This is a genomic window from Maledivibacter sp., assembly GCA_025210375.1.
Classification (GTDB): domain Bacteria; phylum Bacillota; class Clostridia; order Peptostreptococcales; family Caminicellaceae; genus JAOASB01.
Map to the genome: position 1 here is coordinate 71,598 of JAOASB010000051.1, position 25,725 is coordinate 97,322.

General features: G+C 33.7%; 18 protein-coding genes. All 18 read right to left on the reverse strand.

Annotated elements, in window-relative coordinates; genetic code table 11:
- Nucleotides 1–143: 143 nt before the first annotated feature.
- A complete protein-coding gene (locus N4A68_17560) occupies nucleotides 144–1,172 on the reverse strand; it encodes a sensor histidine kinase (GenBank protein ID MCT4566102.1) in 1,029 nt (342 codons plus the stop codon).
- A complete protein-coding gene (locus N4A68_17565; protein MCT4566103.1) occupies nucleotides 1,169–1,843 on the reverse strand; it encodes a response regulator transcription factor in 675 nt (224 codons plus the stop codon). Before N4A68_17565 ends, N4A68_17560 begins: the two co-directional genes overlap by 4 nt.
- Before the next feature lie 527 nt (nucleotides 1,844–2,370).
- Nucleotides 2,371–3,714, reverse strand: a complete 1,344-nt coding sequence (locus N4A68_17570; protein ID MCT4566104.1) for a butyryl-CoA:acetate CoA-transferase — start codon at nucleotides 3,712–3,714, stop codon at nucleotides 2,371–2,373.
- A gap of 684 nt (nucleotides 3,715–4,398) precedes the next feature.
- Nucleotides 4,399–6,132, reverse strand: a complete 1,734-nt coding sequence (locus N4A68_17575; GenBank protein ID MCT4566105.1) for an acyl-CoA dehydrogenase — start codon at nucleotides 6,130–6,132, stop codon at nucleotides 4,399–4,401.
- A gap of 751 nt (nucleotides 6,133–6,883) precedes the next feature.
- Nucleotides 6,884–8,881, reverse strand: coding sequence for a methyl-accepting chemotaxis protein (locus N4A68_17580; GenBank protein ID MCT4566106.1), 1,998 nt, complete (start codon nucleotides 8,879–8,881; stop codon nucleotides 6,884–6,886).
- 198 nt (nucleotides 8,882–9,079) lie between these two features.
- The gene (locus tag N4A68_17585; GenBank protein MCT4566107.1) at nucleotides 9,080–11,908 is read right to left on the reverse strand and encodes an enoyl-CoA hydratase-related protein; all 2,829 of its coding nucleotides are present in this window, start codon (nucleotides 11,906–11,908) and stop codon (nucleotides 9,080–9,082) included.
- 434 nt (nucleotides 11,909–12,342) lie between these two features.
- Nucleotides 12,343–13,029, reverse strand: coding sequence for a TetR/AcrR family transcriptional regulator (locus tag N4A68_17590; GenBank protein ID MCT4566108.1), 687 nt, complete (start codon nucleotides 13,027–13,029; stop codon nucleotides 12,343–12,345).
- Nucleotides 13,030–13,063: 34 nt separating this feature from the next.
- The gene (locus N4A68_17595; GenBank protein ID MCT4566109.1) at nucleotides 13,064–13,582 is read right to left on the reverse strand and encodes a VOC family protein; all 519 of its coding nucleotides are present in this window, start codon (nucleotides 13,580–13,582) and stop codon (nucleotides 13,064–13,066) included.
- Nucleotides 13,583–13,685: 103 nt separating this feature from the next.
- Nucleotides 13,686–14,471, reverse strand: a complete 786-nt coding sequence (locus N4A68_17600; GenBank protein MCT4566110.1) for a hypothetical protein — start codon at nucleotides 14,469–14,471, stop codon at nucleotides 13,686–13,688.
- Nucleotides 14,472–14,473: 2 nt separating this feature from the next.
- Nucleotides 14,474–15,481: a transketolase family protein gene (locus N4A68_17605; protein ID MCT4566111.1), complete on the reverse strand. Its 1,008-nt coding sequence runs from the start codon at nucleotides 15,479–15,481 to the stop codon at nucleotides 14,474–14,476.
- 2 nt (nucleotides 15,482–15,483) lie between these two features.
- Nucleotides 15,484–16,338 carry a transketolase gene (locus N4A68_17610; GenBank protein ID MCT4566112.1) on the reverse strand — a complete coding sequence of 285 codons (855 nt, stop codon included), beginning with the start codon at nucleotides 16,336–16,338 and terminating at the stop codon, nucleotides 15,484–15,486.
- Nucleotides 16,339–16,352: 14 nt separating this feature from the next.
- Entirely contained in the window at nucleotides 16,353–17,609 is a 1,257-nt protein-coding gene (locus N4A68_17615) for an aminotransferase class III-fold pyridoxal phosphate-dependent enzyme (protein MCT4566113.1), read from the reverse strand.
- 17 nt (nucleotides 17,610–17,626) lie between these two features.
- A complete protein-coding gene (locus N4A68_17620; protein MCT4566114.1) occupies nucleotides 17,627–18,385 on the reverse strand; it encodes a hypothetical protein in 759 nt (252 codons plus the stop codon).
- A gap of 156 nt (nucleotides 18,386–18,541) precedes the next feature.
- A complete protein-coding gene (locus tag N4A68_17625) occupies nucleotides 18,542–19,888 on the reverse strand; it encodes an aminotransferase class III-fold pyridoxal phosphate-dependent enzyme (GenBank protein MCT4566115.1) in 1,347 nt (448 codons plus the stop codon).
- Nucleotides 19,889–19,972: 84 nt separating this feature from the next.
- Nucleotides 19,973–21,391, reverse strand: a complete 1,419-nt coding sequence (locus N4A68_17630; protein MCT4566116.1) for an aldehyde dehydrogenase family protein — start codon at nucleotides 21,389–21,391, stop codon at nucleotides 19,973–19,975.
- A gap of 440 nt (nucleotides 21,392–21,831) precedes the next feature.
- Nucleotides 21,832–23,649, reverse strand: a complete 1,818-nt coding sequence (locus N4A68_17635; GenBank protein MCT4566117.1) for a sigma 54-interacting transcriptional regulator — start codon at nucleotides 23,647–23,649, stop codon at nucleotides 21,832–21,834.
- A gap of 186 nt (nucleotides 23,650–23,835) precedes the next feature.
- On the reverse strand, nucleotides 23,836–25,179 hold the full coding sequence (locus N4A68_17640; protein MCT4566118.1) for a sigma-54 dependent transcriptional regulator: 1,344 nt from the start codon (nucleotides 25,177–25,179) through the stop codon (nucleotides 23,836–23,838).
- Between the two features lie 16 nt (nucleotides 25,180–25,195).
- Nucleotides 25,196–25,725: ATP-binding protein (locus N4A68_17645; protein MCT4566119.1), on the reverse strand; the 530-nt coding region annotated here is incomplete at its 5' end.

A 25,725-nucleotide genomic window follows, 5' to 3' on the forward strand; every position in this document is an offset into this window, starting at 1 on the left:
CTTAAGGATTTATAAGAGCTTTCAACCTTATTTTAATCAAAATATATAGTTTAAACCATTTATTTTCCTAACAAAACAATACTCAAATCTTACGTTTTTGTCACTTATAATTATTCATGGCTACAGGGCTTTATATATTATAATCAATGTAGATTATAATAATTTATAAGCTTTGGAAAATGTATGGTCAGTCTTGTATATTCTCCGTATACGGATTCCACGGATATATCGTGTCCTAGCTTTCTAGCAAGCCTTTTCGCCAAATATAATCCCATTCCCGTAGACCTATAGTTTTGTCTTCCTGTATATCCCGTAAATCCTTTTTCAAAAATTCTTCCTATATCCTCTGGCTTTATTCCAATTCCACTGTCCTCAATTATGAGTCTCTTCTCTTTGTTGTCTTTTTCAGTACTAACCCTTATTTTTCCACCACTATCAGTATATTTTAAGGAATTTGTTAAAATCTGATCCATTATAAACAAAAGCCATTTTTTATCCGTAGACACATCCATATTTACATTTTCCATTTCAACTTTTATTCTTTTATTTATAAAAACTTTAGCATGCTTTTTTATAATCTCTTTTAAAGCTTTCTCTAAATTGATTTCACCAATTAAATAATCCTTTGAAAAAGCATCTATTCTTGAATAATATAGCACTTGTTCAACTTTAGTCTCTATTTTATCCAGTTCTTCTTCTATACTATTCAATATATTCTCATGGGATTTACCCATGCTATTCTCAATGATTAACCTACTTGCTGCTATAGGTGTTTTTACCTCATGAACCCAAGAAGTTATATATTCAAAGTTCTCTTTTTTATTTTCATATAATCCTTCTATTTTATCATTTTGCTGCTGATAAATCCTTTTAAATAGCTGATTATATAAATACTGTTTATGGGTTTTAGGCTCGGGCAAACTATTAATGATATCCCCCTCAAAATTTTCTATGATGTAATTTATAGTACTATAATATCTTTTATTATATAAATAACTCCCCATAAAATATATTATAAAAAAAACGAAAGCAACAATGTTTATATATATAATATTATCTAAACCAACCTTTACACTTGGATCTAAATATACCACCAATGATATAAAAAACATTAGTGTAGCATAAAATAGAAACAAATATCTTCTATCGGATAAATATTCTTTAAGCTTCATTTTATTATATACCCCTGCCCTCTTTTTGTTTTTATAAAATCGTTTACCCCAATATCCGATAATTTTTTTCTCAATCTATTAATATTAACCGTCAAGGTATTATCATCTACAAAGCTTTCATCCTCCCAAAGCTTCCTCATTATCTTATCCCTACTTACTACATTGCCGTTATTTTTTATAAGTATATAAAGTATCTTGAACTCATTATTTGTAAGCTCTACTTTTTTTTCATTATATATAATATCATTATCCTTTAAATTTAATATTACACCATCATGCTCAATAACATTTGATTCAGTACTACTATAAGAATAGGTTCTTCTTAAAAGGGCATTTACCTTAGCCATTAATACATCTAGTGAAAATGGCTTTTGTACAAAATCATCTCCCCCCATATTTACCGACATTATTATATCCATATTGGTATTTCTTGAGGAAATGAATATAATGGGAACCTTTGAAACCTCCCTTATTTTATTACACCAATGAAACCCATCAAAGGTAGGAAGATTGATATCTAATAAAACCAAATGAGGATTAAACTCTACAAATGTGCTAAATACCAAATTAAAATCTTCAATAGCTAGTCCATTATAACCCCATCTTTCTACATTTTCTAGGATTATTTCTCTTATTTTTATATCATCCTCAACTATCATTATTTTAAACACTTTTGAGCCCCCATTCCATTTGCGGCATTATATTATATTATAACAAAACACAATGTAATAACCTAGGTTATAAGTTGAAATTTTATATATTATGTCATTGAGTAAATATATGAAGAAATTGCATAACCCTTACTTGGCTAGGTTGGATATGGATTTTCAAACTACATGGGGAGAGGGTTTTTATAGGAAGTAAATATGGAATTTGCCCATATAAATAAAAGAACCTGTTTATTTATATATGATTTCATTTAAATAAACAGGTTCCTTTTAAGGCAAATGTATACAAATTTTTATACAATTATAACGGTAATTTAGGAATTATATGTTCTATCATATCAGCTGCTATTTCCTCTGATCATTTAAATATGAGCAATCTCCTACTGGTGGCCTTAAATATACTTGTTTGCTATTTTTCTAGCACAGTAGCTCCGCCAGGATGTGTAAAAACTCAGAACCCAACACCCTTATATACGGTATACAGTGTCGATACTTTTTGAACATGTTTTAATAGCAAGTCAAGTAAATTTCTAATATTTCTTATTGCTTTTTCTCCAGATATGCATCGTCTCAGCTTCTTTAACTAATTCATCACGAAAATCAGGATGGGCAATGTTTATTAGTGCTTCAGCTCGCTGCCAAGTATTTTGCCCCTTTAACTTGGCTACACCGTATTCTGTTACTATCATATCAACAGCTGACCTAGGAGCGGTAACTATTGCCCCTGGAGTGAGTATAGGCTTAATCTTTGAAACCTTCTTACCTTTGACTTCAATAGTTGAAGGCAGGCAAATAAAGCTCTGTCCACCCTTTGATTTATAAGCCCCTTCCACAAAGTCCAATTGTCCGCCAGTCCCACTAACATGTCTGGTACCAATACTCTCAGAGCAAACCTGCCCGAATAAATCCATTTCAATAGCAGCATTTATGGACACCATATCGTCTATCTGACTTATTATCCAAGGAGCATTAGTATAATCTATAGGGCATGCTGCCAGTCCAGGATTATCATCGATAAAATCATACATTTCCTTAGTTCCCATGGCAAAAGCATAGACCTGTTTATATTTATCAATATTTTTACGGGCTCCAGTTATTTTACCTGCTTTGTACATTTCTACGTAAGCATCAGCATACATTTCAGTATGAACACCTAAATCTTTTAAGTCGGATTGTGCTACCATCTTACCTACAGCATTAGGAATACCCCCTATACCCAACTGTATACAGTTTCCATCATACATACGTTCTAAAATATAGGAAGCAATTTTTTTATCGATATCATTTGGCTTTGCTACTGGCAGTGTAGTTATCGGAACATTATTGCTTTCTATTACATAATCCACCTGTGAAATATGTACACTTTCCTGAAATCCGCCAAGACAACGGGGCATATTTTCGTTAACTTCTAAGATAACAGTCTGGGCAGTTTCCATCATTGCCCAACTACTTACAGCACTCGCTCCGAAATTAAAATAGCCGTGCTTATCCATAGGAGTAACCATTACCACAGCTATATTAGTGGGAATGCAATCCTGACGAGTCATTCTAGGATTTTCGTGAAGCTTTTGAGGGCAATGATAAAGATTTTTATGTATATATTTTTTATCATATCCTGCCGTATGCCATGCACTCCAAACAAAATGTTCACCACTTGGATCAACTTCAGCTGTAAAATGATGATAACCACCTATATCGCAACGTATCTTAACATCCCAGAGTTCATCTTTTCTTTTAGACAGTGCCTCATCAAAGTCATGGGCACTATTAATAGTAGCAGCATATTCTACCCAATCTCCAGATTTAACCAATTTTACAGCTTCATCGGCTGTCACAAGTTTTCTTTTATATTCATCCATAAATATTCTATTCATATCCTTTTAATCCCCTCTCTTCAATGAAATTTTTCTACTATAGCTTAGACTAAATCATCCTACAAGAAAGACTAAACCAATAACTTTTCTTAGCATAGATGTATCTGTAGACTACATGATACTTTTATATCTTCACACCCCCTTTAATTTTATTTTACTTTGGTATTAGGTTGATTCACTTATATTGATTTTTTTATTTGAGACTAAAATGTTACTTTGTCTCTTCCTTATCAATTCTGCTAATCTCTAATCGTAATCATCATCACTTTATCTTAATTGCAAAATATGTTCCACTTTTTAATATTTCTCCACAAGCCACTAAAAAGCCACTTCATTAATTAATTCGTATAAATTCTTGTGCTAATCTGGTAATAAACTTGTGCAATTAGTGCAATTTTTGTACAAATTATACATGTCCTGGCAATCTGAAGTTGTCTAATACAATTCACTGTTTATGATAATCTACAATTATCCTAGTAAAATAATTGTAGACTCTCCTAGAGGTAGCCCCTTTAAAAAACTGTATTTAATCTTCAAGCCTTAGTTTAAATTTTTCTTGACTTATTCTAGTACTATAGAACTCTAACAAAGTTCTTCCCTATATCTAAAAAGACAAACCCTCTTTCTTTAAAATAGGAATTTGTCTTTTTAGATATAAAATTTAAATTATTTAAACCAAAATTATTATACTCCGATTACTGCTCCATTCATTACATATGCACCATCAAGAACTTCGACAAATTCCTTCCAGAATTTCATGTCCTTTTCCTTGTCGATAATAGGTTTAGTTAAAGCTAATTCTTTTAAGAATTTTTCTTGCTTTTCCGTATTATTTTGGCTATTTAATTGAGTTAATGCATATTTATTAACATCTTTAATAAACAAGGCAAACATCTGGTCAATTAAATCTTCGTGTACATCTCTCAATCTAGCCCCTTCTAATATGAGCTGAGCATATACTATCATTGTAAATATTTCTCCATAGTTAAGCATATAGTCCATATTTTTTATTAATTTTTCGTCTGGTGCAGCCTCAGCCAACATTTTTTTAAAAGTTTCTACTTGATTTAAGAATACTTTTACGTTAGGAATTTCTACACCTTCATATGCCTTTTTATAATCTGGGAATTTAACCTTTGCAAGTCCGCCCATCCTTTGTGCAAATACATTAGAATCATCCTTAGCTTGATCACATACTAAAATTTCTGGATACTCTACATTTCCAAAGAAATAGTTCTTCATAAACTTAAGTACTAATGCCATATTTACATGGGCAGTACCTTCTAATCTAAATAAATAATCCATAGTTCCATAGGCATCAGATATATAGTTTTCATTTTCATAGCCCTTAGCACATACAACATCCATAATCAATCTTATTACATCTCCACCTTGAGTTGTAACCTTCATCTTCTGAATTGGGTTAAACAATAGGTACCGTCTATCTTCTTCTGACATGGACCTGAAGTAATCAAGGCTTCTAAGTGCATATAATTTCATTGCATTTGTACGGCAAAAAGCTTCAGATAAAAATGCTCTAATATGGGGAAACTCAGTAACTTTTCTACCATAGATAACACGCCTATTTGCATGGGTAATCGCTTCCCAAAATGCATGGGCAGCTATACCAGAACTCGCAAAGCCCAATTGGAATTTCCCAATATTTACTGTAGACAAGCCATCTGCGAATGCTTTATCTCCAACCGTTAATATATCTTTATCTGTAAGAGGATACTCTATCATTTCATATTCTCCAACTCTAGCTTGACCTATCGATGGGGTTTCTATATCCTTTACATATTTATAATTTCTATGTCTACTATCCACTACCCAATAAGTCCATTCTCCAGTTTCAGAATTTTTACCTAGAGTAGTTATCTTCGGAGCTATTTGAGCATTTCCTATATAGTATTTATTACCATTAGCTACATATTTTTCATCATTAACTGGTCTAATTGTACATTCATTAGAATAAAGATCTGCACCATGTTCCTTTTCAGACATTCCAAATGCAAATACATGACCCTCTTCTAATTGGTCAGCTAATTCCTTCTTTTGTTCTTCATTTTTACTCATCCAAATTGGTCCTACCCCTAGTACTGAAACCTGGAAAGTATATTGATACGATTCACCATAAAATGCAAGTATTTCACTCATTTCGCACATTCTTGCCAAATCAAAACGAGAGGCATCTTCACCATATCCTTCAGCAGTTAACATTGTTGCAAATATTTTATGATCTGCCTGATATTTCATCCAATCTTCCTGCCATCTAAAAAACTTATGATCTTCTCTTATTGATTGTAAACCTTTTTTCTCAAAAAACTCCATAGTTTTAATCATTGCATTATGGGTTTTTTGATCGGGATGCTTTACATTGTAGTCATTTGGATTTAATAATACTGTTTTTATTGCCATTACCATTCTCCTCCCTTATTTCTTACTTTTTTTCATAGTAATGTACCAACTATATACTTAATCTATAAATAGCTTAAGTATGGTTTGCTCTCCTATACATCTCTTTAATGTTCCTAGTCTATAATTCATTGTATAAGATTGACATAGAAAAGCTTGATTTATACATATACAAATACTCAGTGCTTATAGAAGTTTTGAATATGTTAAATTAATAGTCTTGCTTGAATCTCCATAAAGGTTAAGATACAGCTAAAGGTTCTATTCCTAATGCTTCTAGCTTTTCCCTCAGCACAAATAATTGCTACTTAATACAATTGAAGCTATTCCTTTTGATATATTATATATCTTTAAAATTCATAGCTAACACATCTTTCACCTTTCCTTATTAAAATGTTTATGAAATATATAATAGCAAAAACAATGCCAATTTAAAATCATCTAAATAACTATATACAAAGTTTCACATTTGTGAAAAAATTGTACAACAAATAAAATTTTTGCACAAATTATCCTAAAATCATATCGACAATATTAGACCTCTTTTCTCTTATTCTAAACATAAGCCATCAATTTCTATTGTTCCATAGTTTTACAATCATCTATTTAATAATACTCTTTTAATAAAGCTTACTAAGACCTATATAATCTTTTCCTTATCCTCAATTATCTCCGTTTCTAGAAGAATTCTCATTCTTTCTTTATAGTAATCTAATGTATAGGAAAATTGGAACATTATAATTTTCTTATATTTTTAATACTTAAATTTATCAATACGTTCTTGCATTTCTTGCGATAACTGTGCTAAGGAATTACTGGAATTAGCTATTCCTTCCATAGATGCAGTTTGTTCTTCTACCGAAGCTGACGCCTCTTCCGTTCCTGCTGCATTTTCCTTGGAAATATCTGATAGATTTTCAATAATGCTTACAATCTCGTACTTTTTATCTTCCATATCTTGTGATGATTCATTTATTGATACTATTATTTTCTTCATTTTTTCAATGGCATTGTCAATGCCTTTAAATTTGGTATTGGTCAATTCTACACTCTTGGATTGAGATGCAACAACTTCTTCTACCTCTTTCATTATCTCAACAGCATATCCAGTTTTATCCGTTAGCTCCTTAACAATAGTATCAATTTCTTCTGTAAAGACACTAGACTGTTCTGCTAGTTTTCTTATTTCATCTGCTACTACTGCAAAACCTTTGCCTGCATCTCCTGCTCTAGCTGCTTCTATAGCTGCATTTAGTGCTAATAGATTTGTTTGTTCTGCAATGTTTTTGATCATTTTACTAGCACCTTCTATCTTTTCTGCACTTCCATTGGTGTTAATAATAATTTCATGTATTCCTTTTGTTGAATTTTTACTAGTTTCTGTCTTTTCTACTAGATCATGCAAAATAATAATACCTTCATCTTTTAATTTAGTTACTTCATTAGTAGAGCTATTCAACGCCTTAATGTACCCTTGTTCTTTTTGGATTATATCACCTAATTCAGTAATATGTAATTCTCCATTTTCAGTATCTCTAGCTTGGTCACTAGCTCCTCTAGAAATTTCTTCAATGGTTCTAGCTACTTCTTCTGCTGCTGTTGATACCTGTAGGCTAGTTGAAGTTAGTTCCTTTGATGCTGAAGCTACATGTTGGGATTTGTCAGATATGTCTTTTAAAATATGAACAAAATTATTGCGTACCGTAGTCATGGCATTAGCAAGGGTTCCTATTTCATCTTTCTTATCCAAGTATTTGATGGCTGGACTATTTTTATCAAAAGTTAAGTCATATTTACTAAGACGATCTAACAGTTTTGATAGTCTTATTATTGGGATCGAAATTTGATGTCCAACAAAGTTAGCCATTGCTAGACCTAAAATAATGAAAATAAAAGCCGCAAGTCCTACTCCTATTTTTAAATCACTTAAGCATGCTAACACGTTTGAACGCAAGCCAGCTACTCCAACAATCCAATCAGTACCTTTAACAGGCGCATAACCAACATAAATATTTTCTCCATCTAAATTATCATAACTGCAAAAACCGTTTTCCCCATTTGTCATGTCATTAGCTAGTTCTGTAAGGGTATCATCTCCCTTAGCTTCTTCAATAAATCTTCGTTGTTCTAGTACAACCTCTTCATTTGGATGTGCTATGATAGTACCTTCTCCATTAATTAAATAGGCATATCCGTCTACTCCAAAATTAACATCATTAGTAATTGCACTCAAGGCTCTACCATCGAAAACAGCCGCTACTACACCTATAACATCTTTGTTTTCATCAAATATAGGAGTGGCACATAATACTATAATAGAACCATCAGCTCTACTAACAACAGGGTTACTAATAGAAGAATGTCCCTGCAATGCTAGCTGAAAATATTCCCTATCACCTAAATATAGTTCATCTCCACGGGAATTTTTTACGTTCCCATCTGGGGTACCAACCCCCATAAATAAGTAGTTGTTTCTTTCCGTTTCGTTTATTAGGGCTGGCAGCTGATCATTTTCCCAGTCCATACTTCGAATAGCCTGCCTATTCGCTATGCTTTCTATAGTGTTTATTTTGGATTCAATATCTTTAGAAATGATAACCGATACTTGTACTGCAAGCTCTTGTAAACTATCCCTTGTGTTATTTTCAATGGAATTCAATGCAATATTATATGAAATTAAGCTTAATCCACCAGCTATAACTAAAATGATTGCTACAAACCAAATGATGAGTTTTTGTCTAATGCTCTTCATTTCTACATCCCTCTTTTATCCTTAATTATATGGCTTGTTGCAAAACTCCAAAACCCCTATAAATACTGAGTTTTCTTATGTTTAAATGACTTAAATCCTCCATTGTGTAGTTTTATAACAAACTAGTGCTACTAAGTTAAAATGTCATATAGAAGAAATACAAATTAAGGGTTTAATCTCAAATGAACTTTTTAAGAATTATTCATCCTTAAAGCTTGGTTTTCTTTTCTCTATGAAAGAAGATATTCCCTCTTTTATATCATGGGTGCCACTACAATAGATTGATTGTGCCTGCTCGAATAATAACCCCGCTTCAGTACTATTATCTGATGCTACATTAATACCTTTTTTAGCAAACCTTACTGCTGATGGTGGATAATTTGCTAATTTCCCAGCTAACTTCATCGCAAATTTTTCTAAATCCTCATCCTCGACGAGATATTCTACTAATCCAATTCTATAGGCTTCATTTGCATCAATTTTATCACAAGCCATTACTAGTCTCTTAGCCTGACCCAATCCAACCAGCTTTGTTATCCTTGTTGTTCCTCCCATATCAGGTGATAATCCCAACTGAACTTCTGGCAATGCAAATACTGAACTTTTACCAGCAACTCTTAAATCTACCCCCGCAATCAATTCAACTGCCGAACCAATACAATATCCATGTACCGCTGCAATCACTGGTATAGGTAGTTTTTGCCAAAAGCTATATAGCCCTTGTAACCACTCCAAATTATCCTTCATGAACCTGCTACTTGCAGTGGAAAGGTATTTTAAATCAATACCTGCCGAAAAAGCTTGCCCCTCAGCAACAATAATAACTGTTCTTAAAGACTTGTCAGAATAGATTTCTTTTTGAATTGCTTCAAGCTCTAAGAAAAATTTTTCATCAACTAAGTTTAGAGGGGGATTGCTTAAGGTTACAATACCTATAGTTTCTTTCTTTTCATAATTAACTCTTGTACCATATGACATAATTGCATCTCCTTTTTTTATTTTTAATGCCACATTAAACGCATCATCGTGGGCATCCATAATTTTTCTTACTTCCTTCGCATCACCGATGACATCATACTTAATTCCCTGCTTATCAAGAATTTCTGTTAGCTCTTTCCCTAAAGGTGTGTAACCAGCAGCTAATATAATCGTATTTGCATTTATTTTTTCTATACCATCTTCACTTTTTAAAGTTATATCATTTTCATTAATTGAAATAACCTTAGTATTCTTTTTTAAATTAACCCCCAATGTCTTAAGTTCTTTAGTCATGATCCATTTATATCCACCCAATCCTTTACCAAGCTTATTGGTCATTTCAGCTACTGTAATTTTAGGTGAATCCTTGGATTTAGTATTCGGTAAAACAAATTTTACATCTTCTGGATTAATTGAAAGCTGAGGCATTAATTTTTTAGGTATATACTTTGCTTTAAAATTTTGATAATATACATCCGGGATCAATTTACTAATTAAATGTTCAGCAGTCTCTAAACCTACAATTCCTCCCCCTATAATCAAAACGTCCTTTTCTAAGATTTTTTTAATTTTATCATCTGAGGCCAATAATACATCCTCTGCCATTACAACCTTTGATCCATTAATCCCATCAATTGGTGGTATGATTGGGCTACTGCCGGTAGCAATAAATACATGATCAGGCCCTATCTCTTTAATCAATTCCCCTGTCACTTTAGTATTAAGCCTTACTTCCACGTCTAGCTTTCTTATTGTATCCTCTGTAACCTCTATATAATTTATAAAGGTTTCTTTATGAGGTGGTTTACTTGCTACAACTACCTTTCCACCTAATGCACCTTCTTTTTCACATAGAATAACATTATGTCCTTTTAAAGCACTAACTCTAGCAGCCTCCATACCGGCCGGTCCACCACCCACAATAAGGATAGTCATCGGATCATCTGTTTTTGTAATTTTAATTGTTTCTTTTCCTACCTCAGGATTAAACACGCATTTAACATCCTTAAATCTTAAAACTCTCTCTATACAACCTTGATTACAAGCTTGACATTTTCTATATTTTTCCCCATTTCTGACTTTGTTTGGATAGTATGGATCAGTAATTAACTGCCGACCAAGTCCTACAATATCCCCTTTATCTGCTTTTATTATATTTGCAGCTACCTCAGGATCATGAACTCTATTTGAAACAATAACTGGAAGTGAAATTACTTTTTTAATAGCTTCGGCCAAGAAATCATATCCTCCATAGGGAATATGCCTTGTCATTTGAGGAATAGGTGCTTCATGCCACCCTCCTGTAACATTTACTGCATCAATCATATCTTCTACATGTACAGTAAATCTTTGCATAAAATCTACACCATAACCCCCTAACATATCGGCAGCAGAAATTCTTAAAATAATTGGGAAATCACTTCCTACTTTTTCTCTAATCTTACCAATAACTTCTTTAGGAAATCTAATTCTATTTTCTTCTGATCCACCATATTCATCGGTTCTTAGATTCGTTTTAGGTGATAAAAACTGAGTAAGTAAATAGCCAACACTACAACTTATTTCAACAGCATCAACCCCTGCCTTTTTAGCCCTTAAAGCTGCATTGCCAAAGTCCTCAATGGTATTTTCGATGTCTTCCTTTGTCATAACACGTGGCTGGCTCTTATATAGTGGGGATGGCACTGCTGAAGGTGCTACCGGCTGTTTATTGCCAATTAGCATGGGCATATTATTTCTCCCAGTATGGAATAACTGTACAACTAATTTACAATCACCTTCATGCATTAAATTACTTAATTCTTTAAATTCTTCAATATACTTATCATGATCTAAAAAATGCATATCCGGTGGGCCAGCCACATCATTAACTGCTGCAATAACAGTTATAGCAGAAACTCCACCCTGTACTCTTTCTTTATAAAATGCCAGATCTCTTTCTGATATTCTTTTCTTTCTTGCATAGCCTGTATGCATTCCCAACATAAACAATCTGTTTTTCAACTCTAAATTTCCTATTTTAACAGATTTAAACAATGTATCTACCATTTAAAAATCACCTCATAACTTTTTGATTTTTTAGTATTTCCGCAACATGAACAATAATAAATTGTCTTTATTTATGGGATTGGATCTATAAGCGGCATGAAAATAACAGCACTAAATGCTACTCAAAATGATAAGCCTAAAATATATTGATTGACAAGGGGATTCATGGAAACCATATAATAACTTCTCTAAAATTTGTAAATTATAACATATTAATGTTGAAAGTGTAGTCCTTTACAATAGTATATATTGAGCAAAAACAATGCCAATAAAATTCAGCTAAATAACTGTATTCAAAGCTTAATGCATGTGCAAAAATTGTACAACAAGCTGAATTTTTGCACATAATATACGGATTTTATAATAAATAAAACCCCTTACATCTCATTATATGTGCAAGAGGTTAGTGTAAAATCATATCAAATTCAAAGTTCCTAGCTTGATAATGCTTTTCTTACAAATCCCACTAATTCCATTACAATCTTTTCCTCATCCCGGATTGTTTCTGATCCTAAAAATATCTTCATTCTTTCTTTATAGTAGTCGGATGTATAGGAAAATTGGAACATTATGATCAGGTTATCAATATAAAATGCCGTAAGTCGCTCATCAATATTAGCATTGATTATACCCTTCTCCTTGGCGGTTCTTATAACATCACAATATAAATCAACGGTAATAGATTCAAACTGTCTTGACAGTTTACTAGACAGCTTTGCAAGTCCTTGGGTTGTAGAATCTAAATATATTTGATTAAGCTGGGGGAAGTCTATGGCATATCTTCTAGATGACCGGAGTAGCTTTTCAAACACTTTAAATATATTATCATCCCTAATATTTACTTCATTTAAAGCTTTTTCTAATAGATGAAATCCTATATCTACAACCGTTAGAAAAAGATCCTCTTTAGAGTTAAAGTAACTGTACATTGACCCTATACTAATCCCTGATTTCTTAGCTATAACATTTATATTAGTCCCATTATATCCTTTGGCGGCAAATTCAGAAGTAGCTACATCTAAAATTTTTCGTCTCCGCTTTGCAGGTATCTTTTCAAATGTACTTTTATAAAATTTTACTTTATTCCTTATTTTCTCATATTCCTTAATACCATCTATCATCTTAACCTCCACTTTTTCATATCCATATCTCCCATTATCCCTCTGAATAGTATCTTTTGAATTTATTTTTGGCCATGATTTCCCCAGCTATCCCACCTAAATATCGTATAACAGGATAATTAACCTTAAGGTCAATGAGTTCAATTAAATTACCATCTCTATCCTTTAAAAACACCCAATCTGCTTCATCAGAGTGTTGGGGCTCTGAAAAGAAATACACCCCCTTTTCTCTAAGTCTGTTATACCATTTATGTACATTTTTCACATCTAAGGTAAAATGGGTGACCCCCGGTGTATTCCAAATAACCTGCTGACCCGGTAACGAAGATGAAAATTCAAATATTTCAACCACACCTCCCTTAGGCACTCTTAAAAACCCTAGGTGTACATGTACATCTTTCAATTTATATAAAGAATATAGTTTTTCTAATTCATCATTATTAAAATAATCCTCACTGATTAATCTAAAGCCAAACATATCATGATACCATTTCACTGATTTTTCAAAATCTGATACCGTTATTCCCACATGGCTCAGTGATCGTATCTTCAAGCTTTTCACCTCCCGTAACTATCAAATTAGCCTCTGAATCTCTTCCATGAACCTTTAACCCAGATTATTCATAGAAAATTTGTCAGAGGCTGATAAAAAGTCTTTATTTTGCATAGGAACCTACTAATAACATATATTCACCTAGTTGGGCCCCATACTCCGGCGCACCTTCCATAATAAGCTTACCCTTCATTGTTGCTTCAATCATATCATCGCTTTGGAGCAGTATACCAAGGGCACTATCTACAGAATCAAATCTCATAGTAAAAAATGGCTTTGACCTCTTGTATTCACCCCTAGCCGCCTTAGATTTACCAGCTTTTATTCTTATATATGCACAAAGCTCAGGCTTATCCTCAACAGCCCAAGCATATACTCTATCCGGACTTCTCTTCACCCAGTTTACAACATCGGGATGTCCTGCTTTATTTAGCTGACTAATTCCCGTAGATAATAAATAGAAATATAATTTGACTAAAAGTTCTTTATCTTCTTCTTTTTCCGGTGGCTTATCCATACTAAGTAACTTTGCCATACTATTTAGTGCCTTTAATGTACCTAATAGGAACCTCAAGTTACGCCACCCTTTAATGCGAGGAAGCTTTTTAGTTTTTCCAGCAAAGAAAGAATTTAGATGGGGAATACTCTTGAATTCCAATTCAATATCCCATGTATCAGTAGTCCCCTTAACAACAGTCCATATACCATCCTTAATAATAAAATGTGTACCAACCTTACCATTACTATCCAATGCACTTATTTGTATTTTACCTGTTTTCCCATTAAAGCCTTTGGCAAGTTTTTCTCTACTATCAATAATCACCTTCAATAGTGGTAAAACTGCATTTAAAAATATTTTATTTGCATAAATATCTTCCCTGGTAATCATGACTACACCTCATCTTCCCAGTCATCATCTTCCTCAAAATCCTTACCCATGAGCCGACGTACATTTTCTATAATTCCATTTGTATCTATCTTGTAATGTGCCATGAGATCCTCATGAAGTCCAATCATTGAAAATATGTCTGGGATTCCTAGCTTAACAAATGCACAGGACTTTCCTCCCTCTGCGATTACATCTGCAACGGCACTTCCTAAACCTCCTATCACATTGTGATCCTCCACGGTGATAATTCTTCTCGTTTCATGTACTGCCTTTAATACTGCCCCTCGATCAATTGGTTTAACGGTATGGATATTTAATACCCTTACCTTTATCCCATCAACAGCCTCCAAAATCTTAGCTGCCTCCATAGCCTGAAAAACACATGAGCCACATGCAATAATGGTTAAATCTGTTCCATCAACTAGTTGTACTGCTTCACCTATTTTGTATCCGTATTCCATATCCTCGTAGACCTTTCTATCAAATCCACGATTTATACGAATATATATAGGTCCTGGTGTTTCATAGGCTGCATATATGGCATTGGCAGTTTCTACTCCATCAGCAGGTACAATGACCTTACAATTGGCCATAGATCTCATAATTGCTAAATCCTCCGTACAATTATGGGTTGATCCTCCTTGCCCAAAGGAAAGCCCTGCATGGGTTGCAATAATTTTCACATTTAAATTTTGATAACATATATCGGTGTGTACTTGATCAAGGGCACGCATGGAAGCAAATATTGCAAAGGTTGAAACAAAGGGGACTAATCCAGCCTTAGCCATACCTGCAGCTATGCCAAACATATTCTGTTCAGCAATTCCTAAATTAAAGAAGCGCTCTGGAAATTTTTCTGCAAAGATTCCTATCTTAGTCGATTTTGCTAAATCCGCTGAAAGCCCAACTATTTCAGGATGTTTTTCTCCAAGATCACAAAGCACATTTCCGTATAGCTCCGTCATAGACAGATTTGTAGCATCAAGCATTGTATATGTCAATCCACCCATATTTACTCTCCTTTTAATCTTTTTTCATGATATCTTTGTAGACTTTCCCTACTCTGCTTTACTTTCACGGAATCAAGTCCACCATAATGCCATTTATAATTATCCTCCATAAAATCTATTCCACAGCCCTTTATTGTATTTGCTATTATTACTACTGGGGCTTCATCTTCCTTTAAAGCATACTCAATGGCTTCAGAAAGCTCTTTGAAGCTATGCCCATTTACTTCTTTAACAATAAAACCAAAGGCTCGCCATTTATCCACAAAGGGCTCTAGCTTCATGATATCCTCGGTGGGCCCATCTATCATGCATCTATTTCTATCAACTATGGTTATCATATTTGTAACTTTATAGTGGGATGCTGCCATGGCCGCCTCCCATATGGATCCCTCATTACATTCCCCATCACCTAAAAGACAATATGTGGTATAGGATTTTTTCTTCAATCTTGCAGCAAGGGCTGTCCCCAATGCTATGGGCATTCCATGACCAAGGGAACCCGTTGAGGCATCAACTCCTGGAACCTTCAATGAGTCAAGGTGTACACCAAGCTTTGAACCAGTATGATTATATTCCCTTAGAATCTCTTTAGAAAAATAACCCTTATCCGCCAACACAGGAGCAAATCCTACCCCTACATGACCTTTACTCAATATAAATCTATCTCTGTCCTCCCACTGAGGATTCTTATGATCAACATTCATGTACTTATAATAAAGAATAGTCATGATATCCATTGCACTTAAAGCTCCACCTATATGCCCACTTCCTGCCCACACAACGGTATCTACACATAGATTTCTTAGTTCATGGGATTTATTTTCCAGTGCTTTTATTTCATCATTACTTATTGGCATATTATTCTCCTTCCTTATAATAATTCTGGATGACGCTTTTTAACAAATCTAAAGGCCTCGTCTGCAATTTCATGGGTAAGCTTAATATCTTCATCGGTTATTGAACAATTCATAAATAAATTATGATGATTTGTAAAATAAGCTCCTCTACGTACGCATTCAGCAATCCACTCTTGATGCAGCATAAGGGAATCGTCATTGGTTATTCGCATATACCACATAGATGGTATACCAGTAACTTTAAGATTAAATCCGTGACCTTTACCGATATCTATAAGCCCATCGGTAAGCCTTTTTCCCATCTCCTGCATTAACCTTGGTGCCTTTAACTTTTTAAGTTTATTTATACATGCGATACCTGCTGCAAATGGTATTGCAGACATCCAATAGCTTCCGGTATACATAACCGATGATGCGGCATCCTTTAATGCATCGCTTCCACATAAAGCTGAAAAATTCCATCCATTCCCTAGTGCTTTACAAAAACACATCAAATCAGCTTTAAATCCAAAATAATGATCTGACCCCTTCATATCCAAACGAAAACCACAGCGAACATCATCTATAGCAAGTACAATTCCATTATCTGTACATAGCTTCCTAATTTTTTGCCAATAATCCCGATCTGGCAATTCACTATCTTGAAATACCGGATGATGATATGGCGTCGCCATAAAACATGCTATTTCCCCTGGATTTTCCTTTATTACTTTTTCCACCTGCCCATAGTTATTCCACTCAACATAGATGTTATTTACAACATCTTCCTCAGTAATCCCTGAATATCCAAGCTTTTGAGTCCATGGAGCTACCCCATGATAACCACCCTTGACTAATATAACCTTCTTTCTTCCTGTAGCCGCTTTAGCAACCATTGTTGCAAAACTAGTTACATCCCCTCCATTTTTAGCAAAAAAAGCCCAATCCGCCATATCTATGGTATCAACCATCAGCTCTGCAAGCTCTATCATTATAGGTGATGGTGAAGTAGTACAGTTCCCTAATTTCATTTGCTTTTCCACAGCTTTATCAACATCTTCATCGTTATATCCCAAGACATTTGGCCCATAGGCACACATATAATCAATGAACCTATTACCATCCACATCCCAAAAATATGATCCCTTTGCTCTAGCTCCAAAAAACGGATAGGCACTTACTGGAATAAAACAGCTATTTACTGGTCCTAAATGTCCATAGACACCTGTGGGAATAACCTTTATGGCTCTATTAAATAATTCTTGATTTTTATCATATTTATAAACCTCCACTTATATCCTCCTCTCTATTATTTTATATAGTATGGCACCTGTCCCAATAGCTTGTTCATATTGTCCAACATAGGTATAAAGCCCTTCATCTGTAATTTTTCACTGGCGATGCAGGTATAAGTATCAATCTCATCATTTAATACTAAATTTACTGTTTCTATATCCTCAAATATCATAGCCGCCCTTGGATAGCCAGAATTTTCTTTGCTTACTTTTATATGACCTTTTTCTACAGTAAGATAGATGGATAAATCACTATTTAAAACTGATATGGAAATTATTCCATCGGGAATTCTCTTTACATTTAATTTACCTATTTTATCTAGCTCTGCAATTTCAGCAAGTGCAAAGAATGCGGTGTAAGCAGTGAGAATAGTATTTATTTTAAAATACGACGGGTCTTTTAGAAGAGACTCTGTGGGCTTGAGATAATGTGATAGTCTATCAGTCATCTTTATGAACTCATTTTTTAAAAATCCTATCTTTGTAAATCCTTTAAGTATAATTGGGTTTGCCCTTCCATCGATCATTTTATTGAAGTGCTTAGGGGATTTAAAATAAAGCTTTATGTTACTTCTTCCTGTTCCCCTTTGTAATTTGCATTTTCCATTATTTAATGAAATCAATCCTTGTGGTCCATTTCTGACTGTGAACTGAATCGAAAGATTTTTGTTATTAGCTAATGCTTTTATTTCACTGTCTAGCTCACATAGATCTTCAAGATTCCTCAATATTGCAAATAGATTTATATTAGCCTTTATCAAGTCATCCTTCAATTACTTTCCCTCCTTTTTTAAATTAATTTATAAATTGCATATATATAGAGCGAGTACTCACTCTATGTATATGCCAAAAAAAAATAAACTAGAACAAATGCCAGTTTATTTTTATCTAAATATTGATAGCAACTATCAATTCAGTCCCTCATTCTATTATAAAATCTCTTTATCCACATACTCCAATACATTGTCCATGATATCCATAGCTTCTTTAAGCTCTGCCTCTTTTATTGTAAGTGGTGGAGCAATAATCAATATATTATCATGGCTGTAATTCCAAAACCCTTCACTTCTAAGTATTGAAAGAATTCTCTTCATTGTACCTTTAGAATCCTTGCCATAGGGTACTAAAGGTTCCTTTGTTCCCTTATCCTTTACAAGCTCTATGGCACTAAAAAGTCCTATACATCTAACATCTCCTACGCATCGATATTTTTCTTTCAAGTCCTCAAGAATCTCAGCTAATACTCTCCCCATTTCCCGTGAATTTTCTATTAGCTTTTCTTCCCTATAAACATCAATTGTTGCACAGGCTGCAGCACACCCCATTGGATGTCCACTATATGTTAATCCGCACCACAGCTTATTGTTATCAAAATATTTTGCTATTTCTTTACTAACTATTATTCCACCTAAGGGCACATATCCACATGTTATTCCCTTAGCAAATGAAATAATATCCGGTTTTACATTCCAGTTGTCTATAGCAAACCATTTTCCGGTCCTTCCCCAGCCTGCCATAACCTCATCACAAACCATCATAATACCATACTCATCACAAAGGTCTCTTACTCCCTGCATCCACCCCTTAGGTGGTATTAATACTCCATTACTTCCCACCACTGTTTCTTGGAATATTGCGGCGATCCTATGGGGGCCCTCAAATTCTATTTGATCCTTTAAAAGGGTAAGATAGTATTTTGTAGCCTCTTCTTCATCTTTAAACTCAATAGGCGCTCTATAGGTATATGGTCCAACAAATTTAACAAATCCTGGGATACCTGGTTCACTTGAAAATCTTCTATTCTCCCCCGTTAAATTTGCAGCTCCATATGTGGCACCATGATATGATCTGTAGGCTGAAAATATTTTATATTTCCCAGTAACCATACGAACAACCTTTATGGCATTTTCATTTGCTTCCGCTCCACCATTTGTAAAAAATACTTTACCCATATTGTCCGGTGAAACTTCAATAATCTTTCTAGCGGCTTCAGATTTGACATCTACTGCAAAGGCGGGGCCGATAAAGGGCAATTTTTCAGCTTGCCCTTTAATAGCATCTATTACCTTTTCATTGCCATGACCAATATTAACATTTACCAACTGTGAAGACATATCAAAGTATCTATTATTATCGGTATCCCAGAAGTATATACCCTTAGCTCTAGTTATCACCTTTGGATCTAATTCCCCCTGTACGCTCCATGAATGCATATTGTATTTCAAACTATCCGCTTTAATTTTTTGTCCATAATTAATACCCGCCTCAGTAATCACTATCCCCTCCTAATTTCTATAATTCATCCTACAGCAATGGTATTAGTATTATAAAACATCACTATTCCACCATACTTATTATCCTTATTCAGCAGTAGCCCCAATATCCTTTAACATTATATCCCCGAACAATTCTTCATCAGTGGGTTGAGTTGATTCAATTGGAGCAGATACCCATGTTGTATTTATTAAATGCTCCCAAGTAATATTTCCAGAAGAAATATTACCACCCCATGATCCGCAACCCAAGGTCAAGGTCATTGGCATGCCATTTGTCCAAGCCCCACTATTTGCTAGACACTGAGGCTGTCTAACCATGACACGACTTGTTCTAGTTTTATTTGCAAATTCCAATATACGATCTTCATTAAAGGAATGTATACCACAGGAATGGCCTCTTCCATGATATGAAGTTATTTCATTTACCCTATCTATTGCCTCTTGAAAATCATTGTATTTAAATAATGTTGTTACAACTGAAAGCTTTTCCCCAGAGAATGGATAATCTGATCCTACACCTGTTTCTTCTACCATGAAAAAGGTTTTTCCCTTAGGTAGATCAATCCCAGCTATGGCTGCTATTTTATGAGCAGGTTGAGCTATTATTGCTCCATTTAGATGTCCATGTATCCACATACCATTTTGAAGCTTTACTTTTTCCTCTGGACTTACGAGATATCCACCTTCATCCTGAAGATTTTGTACCATTTCACCATAAACACTTTCTTGAATAACACATGAATTTTCTGTTGAACAGCTTGTGGCAAAATCAAAGGTTTTACTACGCATAATTTTATTTGCAGCATCTTTCAAATCCGCTGTTTCATCTACAACTGTAACAGCATTTCCTTGTCCTACTCCATAGGCAGGTGTCCCAGAACTATATGCTGCTTTTACCATGCCACCGCCACCGGTTGCCAATACTAAGTCAGCCTGTTTCATCAATTCTCCACTTGTCTCCATAGTAGGTTCCTCTATGGATATAACCAAATCTTCCGGCGCTCCATATTTCCTTAAGGTCTCACGAATAATATTTACAATATATGTATTTGTTTTCTTTGTACGCGGATGTGGTGCCAGGATAATTGCATTTCTTCCTTTAATTGCAAATATTGCCTTTAAAACAGGAGTGGCCTCTGGATTTGTGCAAGGTACAAGGGCAGCAATTACGCCTACGGGTTTGGCAATCTTAAACAAAGCCCTTTCCTCATCTATATCTATAACACCTACGGACTTCTTGCCTTTCATATCACGAAGTCCGCCCCTAATCTTTGTCATAAGCTTTGCATACTTACCTTCGTAGTTTCCTAATTTTGATTCCTCCACAGCAAGCTTTGCAATATCCTGTGCGGGTCCGTCCTTTACTATATCCCATGCAATAGCTGTCACTAATTCATCTACTCTTTCTTGAGTATAATCATCTGCTATTTCTTGTGCCTTTCTAGCCCTTTCCATTAGTGATGCAACATACTCTCTTGCTTCTTTGTTGATCTCCATAGTCATAATAATACCTCCTTTTAAATTATTATTAAGTTATATGCTTTTAATTTAGATATATACAGAGAGTTCCAAGTAAGTCTTAATTTATACAGATAGAAATATCTTAGGTTTCTGGATATTTTTGATATGCATAAATCAAAATTTTGATTGGAATCTCTATAGAACTCAATAATAAATCGGAAAATTAATAATATTCATAACAAAGCAATTTTCGTGCCAAGTTTTTCTTTATTTAAAGCCTAGTAAAATCAATTGTTTTATTAGGCTTTTTCTTTTCATGGATAAAACTATTTTTATAATATTAGGCGTAATTACCCCTTGTGATCTCAAAAAACATTGTGGATAAGCCTACGGTCTTATTGAAAAAGCATGAGGCGTAATCACTCCCAATGGCGTGTTTACACCTCACACTTTATAAAGTATATATTTTAAATTTTGTAATTTTAAAGACCAAAATTTTTTTTCATCCCATGTTTCTTCAATTTTTTTCTCACATTACTACGATCTAGCCTTAATATATTAGCCATTTCCTGTACGCTATCAGCTCTTGCCATGACTGCAGTAAGAAGTTTTCTCTCACATTCTTTCATGGTTTCCCTAAATAATAAGGAATCACTGGGCTCAAATATTTCTTCCCTTTTAATATGCTTATAATCCTTAATTATACTTGGAAGATTATGTACTCCAATAGTATCCGTATTTGTGACTACAACCAAGCGTTCAATTATATTTTCTAATTGTCTTATATTTCCCGGCCAATCATAATTAATTAAATATTCCAATGCATCGGCTTCAATCCATTTTTGGAATATATATTTTCTATTAAATTTGTCTAAATTTTTCATAACTAAGGATTGGATATCCTCCCTTCGCTCCCGTAAAGGGGGTATAAAAATCGGAACAACATTTAAACGATAATATAGGTCTTCTCTAAAGGTTCTTTCTTTAACCATTGTTGCAAGATTTCTATTGGTCGCTGCAATTATTCTAATATCTACTGAAATTGAATTTTTTCCTCCAATCCTGACAATCTCACGGTCTTGAAGAACTCTTAATAGCTTGACTTGCAAATTCAAAGGAACTTCTCCGATTTCATCTAAAAACAGAGTTCCTCCATTAGCTAACTCAATTAATCCTATTTTACCTTCCTTTCTTGCTCCCGTAAATGCACCTTTTTCATATCCAAAAAGCTCCGATTCCAATAGGGTTTCTGGTATAGAACCACAATCTATCTTAATAAAGGGACCATTTTTACGCTTGCTATTATTATAGATAAACTTACTGAGAACCCCTTTGCCAACTCCCGATTCCCCCTCAATTAATACTGTGGAATCTACAGAAGCAATATGATTTGCCAAGGTTACAATCTTTTTCATTTTAGGGCTATGTATTACAATATCCTTCATTTTTATTTGTTTCAATCTCAAATGCTTAAGCTCTGATTGATATTTTTCTGCAAGCTGATGTGCCTCAGTTAATTCTCTTTTCAAATCATTTAATTCTGTTATATCCCTAGAGTTGGTAATAACTCTTATTATTTCATCATCCTTAAATATAGGAGTTCCTGTAACTATGATTTCTTTTCCACTTGGTACCTTCTGTAAAATTGTAACGGTTTCTTTTTTTTCCAAGGCCCTAAGTGTAGCAGATTCAGAGTAAATTCCTTGTTGTACCAATTCCTGCAATGGCTTTCCCTCAACATCCTTACTAGTTACTCCTTCAATTCTCTCTCCTGCTGGATTTATGCGTAGAGTTATTCCTTGCCCGTCAGTAACGGTTATACCGTCATAGGATGACTCAAATATTGCTTTATATTCCTGTTGCAATTCTTTATAGTACTGAATTTTTCTATAATATTTTTTCTTCAACAGCTGTTTTTCTATCATGTCTATTTTAACAAATCCTATATACGATCCTTGTTCATCAACAAAGGGAAGAATTTTTTGCTGTAATTTATTATAACTATATATATTGTCTTCTTTTCTGGCAACAACAAATTTTTTTTCCATTATTTGCGACACTTTTTTTCCCCCATGAAAGTTTCTTGTTAAGGAAAATATATCTACTATACCTATAACTCTGTGATTTTCGATAACTGGTAGCTGTGTTGTTTGTGCCAATTCAAATATATCAATTGATTTAAAGTAGTTTTCTTCCTTGGCATCCAAGAAATAATCTTTTTCTAAAAAAAAATCACTACTTAGCACTAACACACCCTCTTTCTTCAATCCCATTTTCCAATTATAGTTTATATTCTTCATAGGATAATTTAATCCTTTTAAAAATCAAAAATTCGTACCATATATTTACAAAACAAAAAAACACAATCGTCATTACATAACGAATGTGCTTTAATTTTAAAATAGTTATTGTATTATAAAACTTTGAGGAATTAGATGATTTCTCTTTTATTACTTTTATATTACTACACTATAAGTCCTTTTTAATTACAGCAATGCAAATTTTTTCAATTTATATTGAAGAGTACGCCTTGATATACCAAGCTCCTTAGCAGTTCTCTCTCTGTGTCCGTTGTTTCTTTCTAAGGCTTTTTGGATGGCTTTAATTTCTTCGATTTCCAAAATACTGCGTTCATCATGCTCATTAGATTTCATTTGACTAGATACTTTTCGCCTAATTCTAAGGGGTAAATCCTCTTGCATCAATATTCTTCCACTGGATAAAGCTATTGAACTTTCTATGGTATTTTGCAATTCTCTAACATTCCCCGGCCAATTATAATTCAAGAACATTTCCCATACACTCGGAGAAATATCTTCAATATTCTTGCCAAGTCTTTTATTCAATTTTTCAACAAAATGAAGCGTCATCTCCTCTATATCTTTTTTTATGTATCTTAACGGGGGACATTCTATAGTAATAACATTTAATCTATAATAAAGGTCTTCTCTAAATCTTTTAAATCTAACCGCCTCTTCAAGGTTAGCATTTGTAGCAGCAATAATTCTAGCTTTAAGTTGAATTGTTTTATATGATCCAATTTTCTCAAACTTTTTTTCTTGTAATGCTGTTAGAAGCTTCGCTTGTAGGCTATGATCCAAAGTTCCAATCTCATCTAAAAAAATAGTTCCTTTTCCAGCTAATTCAAATTTCCCTTGTTTACTTTCACTAGCTCCTGTAAAGGCCCCTTTTTCATGACCAAAAAGTTCACTTTCAATAAGGGTTACTGGTAATACTGCACAATTAACATGGATAAAGGGCTCTTTACTTCTATTACTTAGATTATGAATATCTCTAGCAATAACTCCTTTTCCTGTACCACTTTCTCCAGTTATCAATATTGTTGTATCCAAATTCTTGATTTTTTCTATCTTTTTTCTTATTTCTTTGATCTCTTTACTGGATCCTACTAATTGAGTATCTTCTTTAATGTTATCAGGTCTATTAATCATACTATCTTTAACTTTGAAAGCTTGTTTCACTTTATATATCAAATCATCATTATCAAAGGGCTTAGTTATATAGTCATAAGCACCAAATTTCATAGCTTCTACTGCATTATTTATTGTTCCAAAGGCTGTCATCATGATTACTATAATCTTTGGATTAGAACTCTTTATCTCTTTTAATACATCAATGCCATTCTTTTTAGGCATTTTATTGTCAAGAATAGCTAAGTCATATTCTCCTTCTTTGAATTTTCGACATGCTTCCTCCCCATCGTTAGCTGTATCTACTCCATATCCTTCATTGATTAATTCCTCACGCATAACCTTCAAAATAACTGCTTCGTCATCAGCGATTAATATTTTCTTCTTATTTCTATACATGTTACATACCCTCTTTCTAATAAGGTAAGTAAACTTTAAACTCTGTGCCTTCATCTAGCTTAGAGTTTACTACAATCTTTCCACCATTTTTTTCAATTACTCTCTTTACAATGGATAATCCCAATCCTGTACCGCTACTTTTAGTTGTATAGAAGGGGTTAAAAATTCGATTAATTTTATAACTACTTATCCCTCTTCCATTATCTGAGATATTAACTACAACTTTATTTTCTTTCTCTAAATTATAACTTTCAATAGTTATTGTTCCTTCTGTTCCAATTGCTTGAACTGCATTAAATAGAATATTTAAGAATGCCTGCTGCAATTGAACATTATTTCCTGTGATAAGGGGTAAATCCTTTGTAAATTTCTTTTTTATATTAATATACTTTGATTCTTCATGAAAACTTACAACATTAAAACATTTTTCTAATACTTCATTTATATCTAATAGGGAATATATATCTTCCTTTGTGATGAAGGAATAGGATAGCATTTGTTTTATTTTTTCATCAACTCTATCTACTTCATCTATAATTGGTTTAA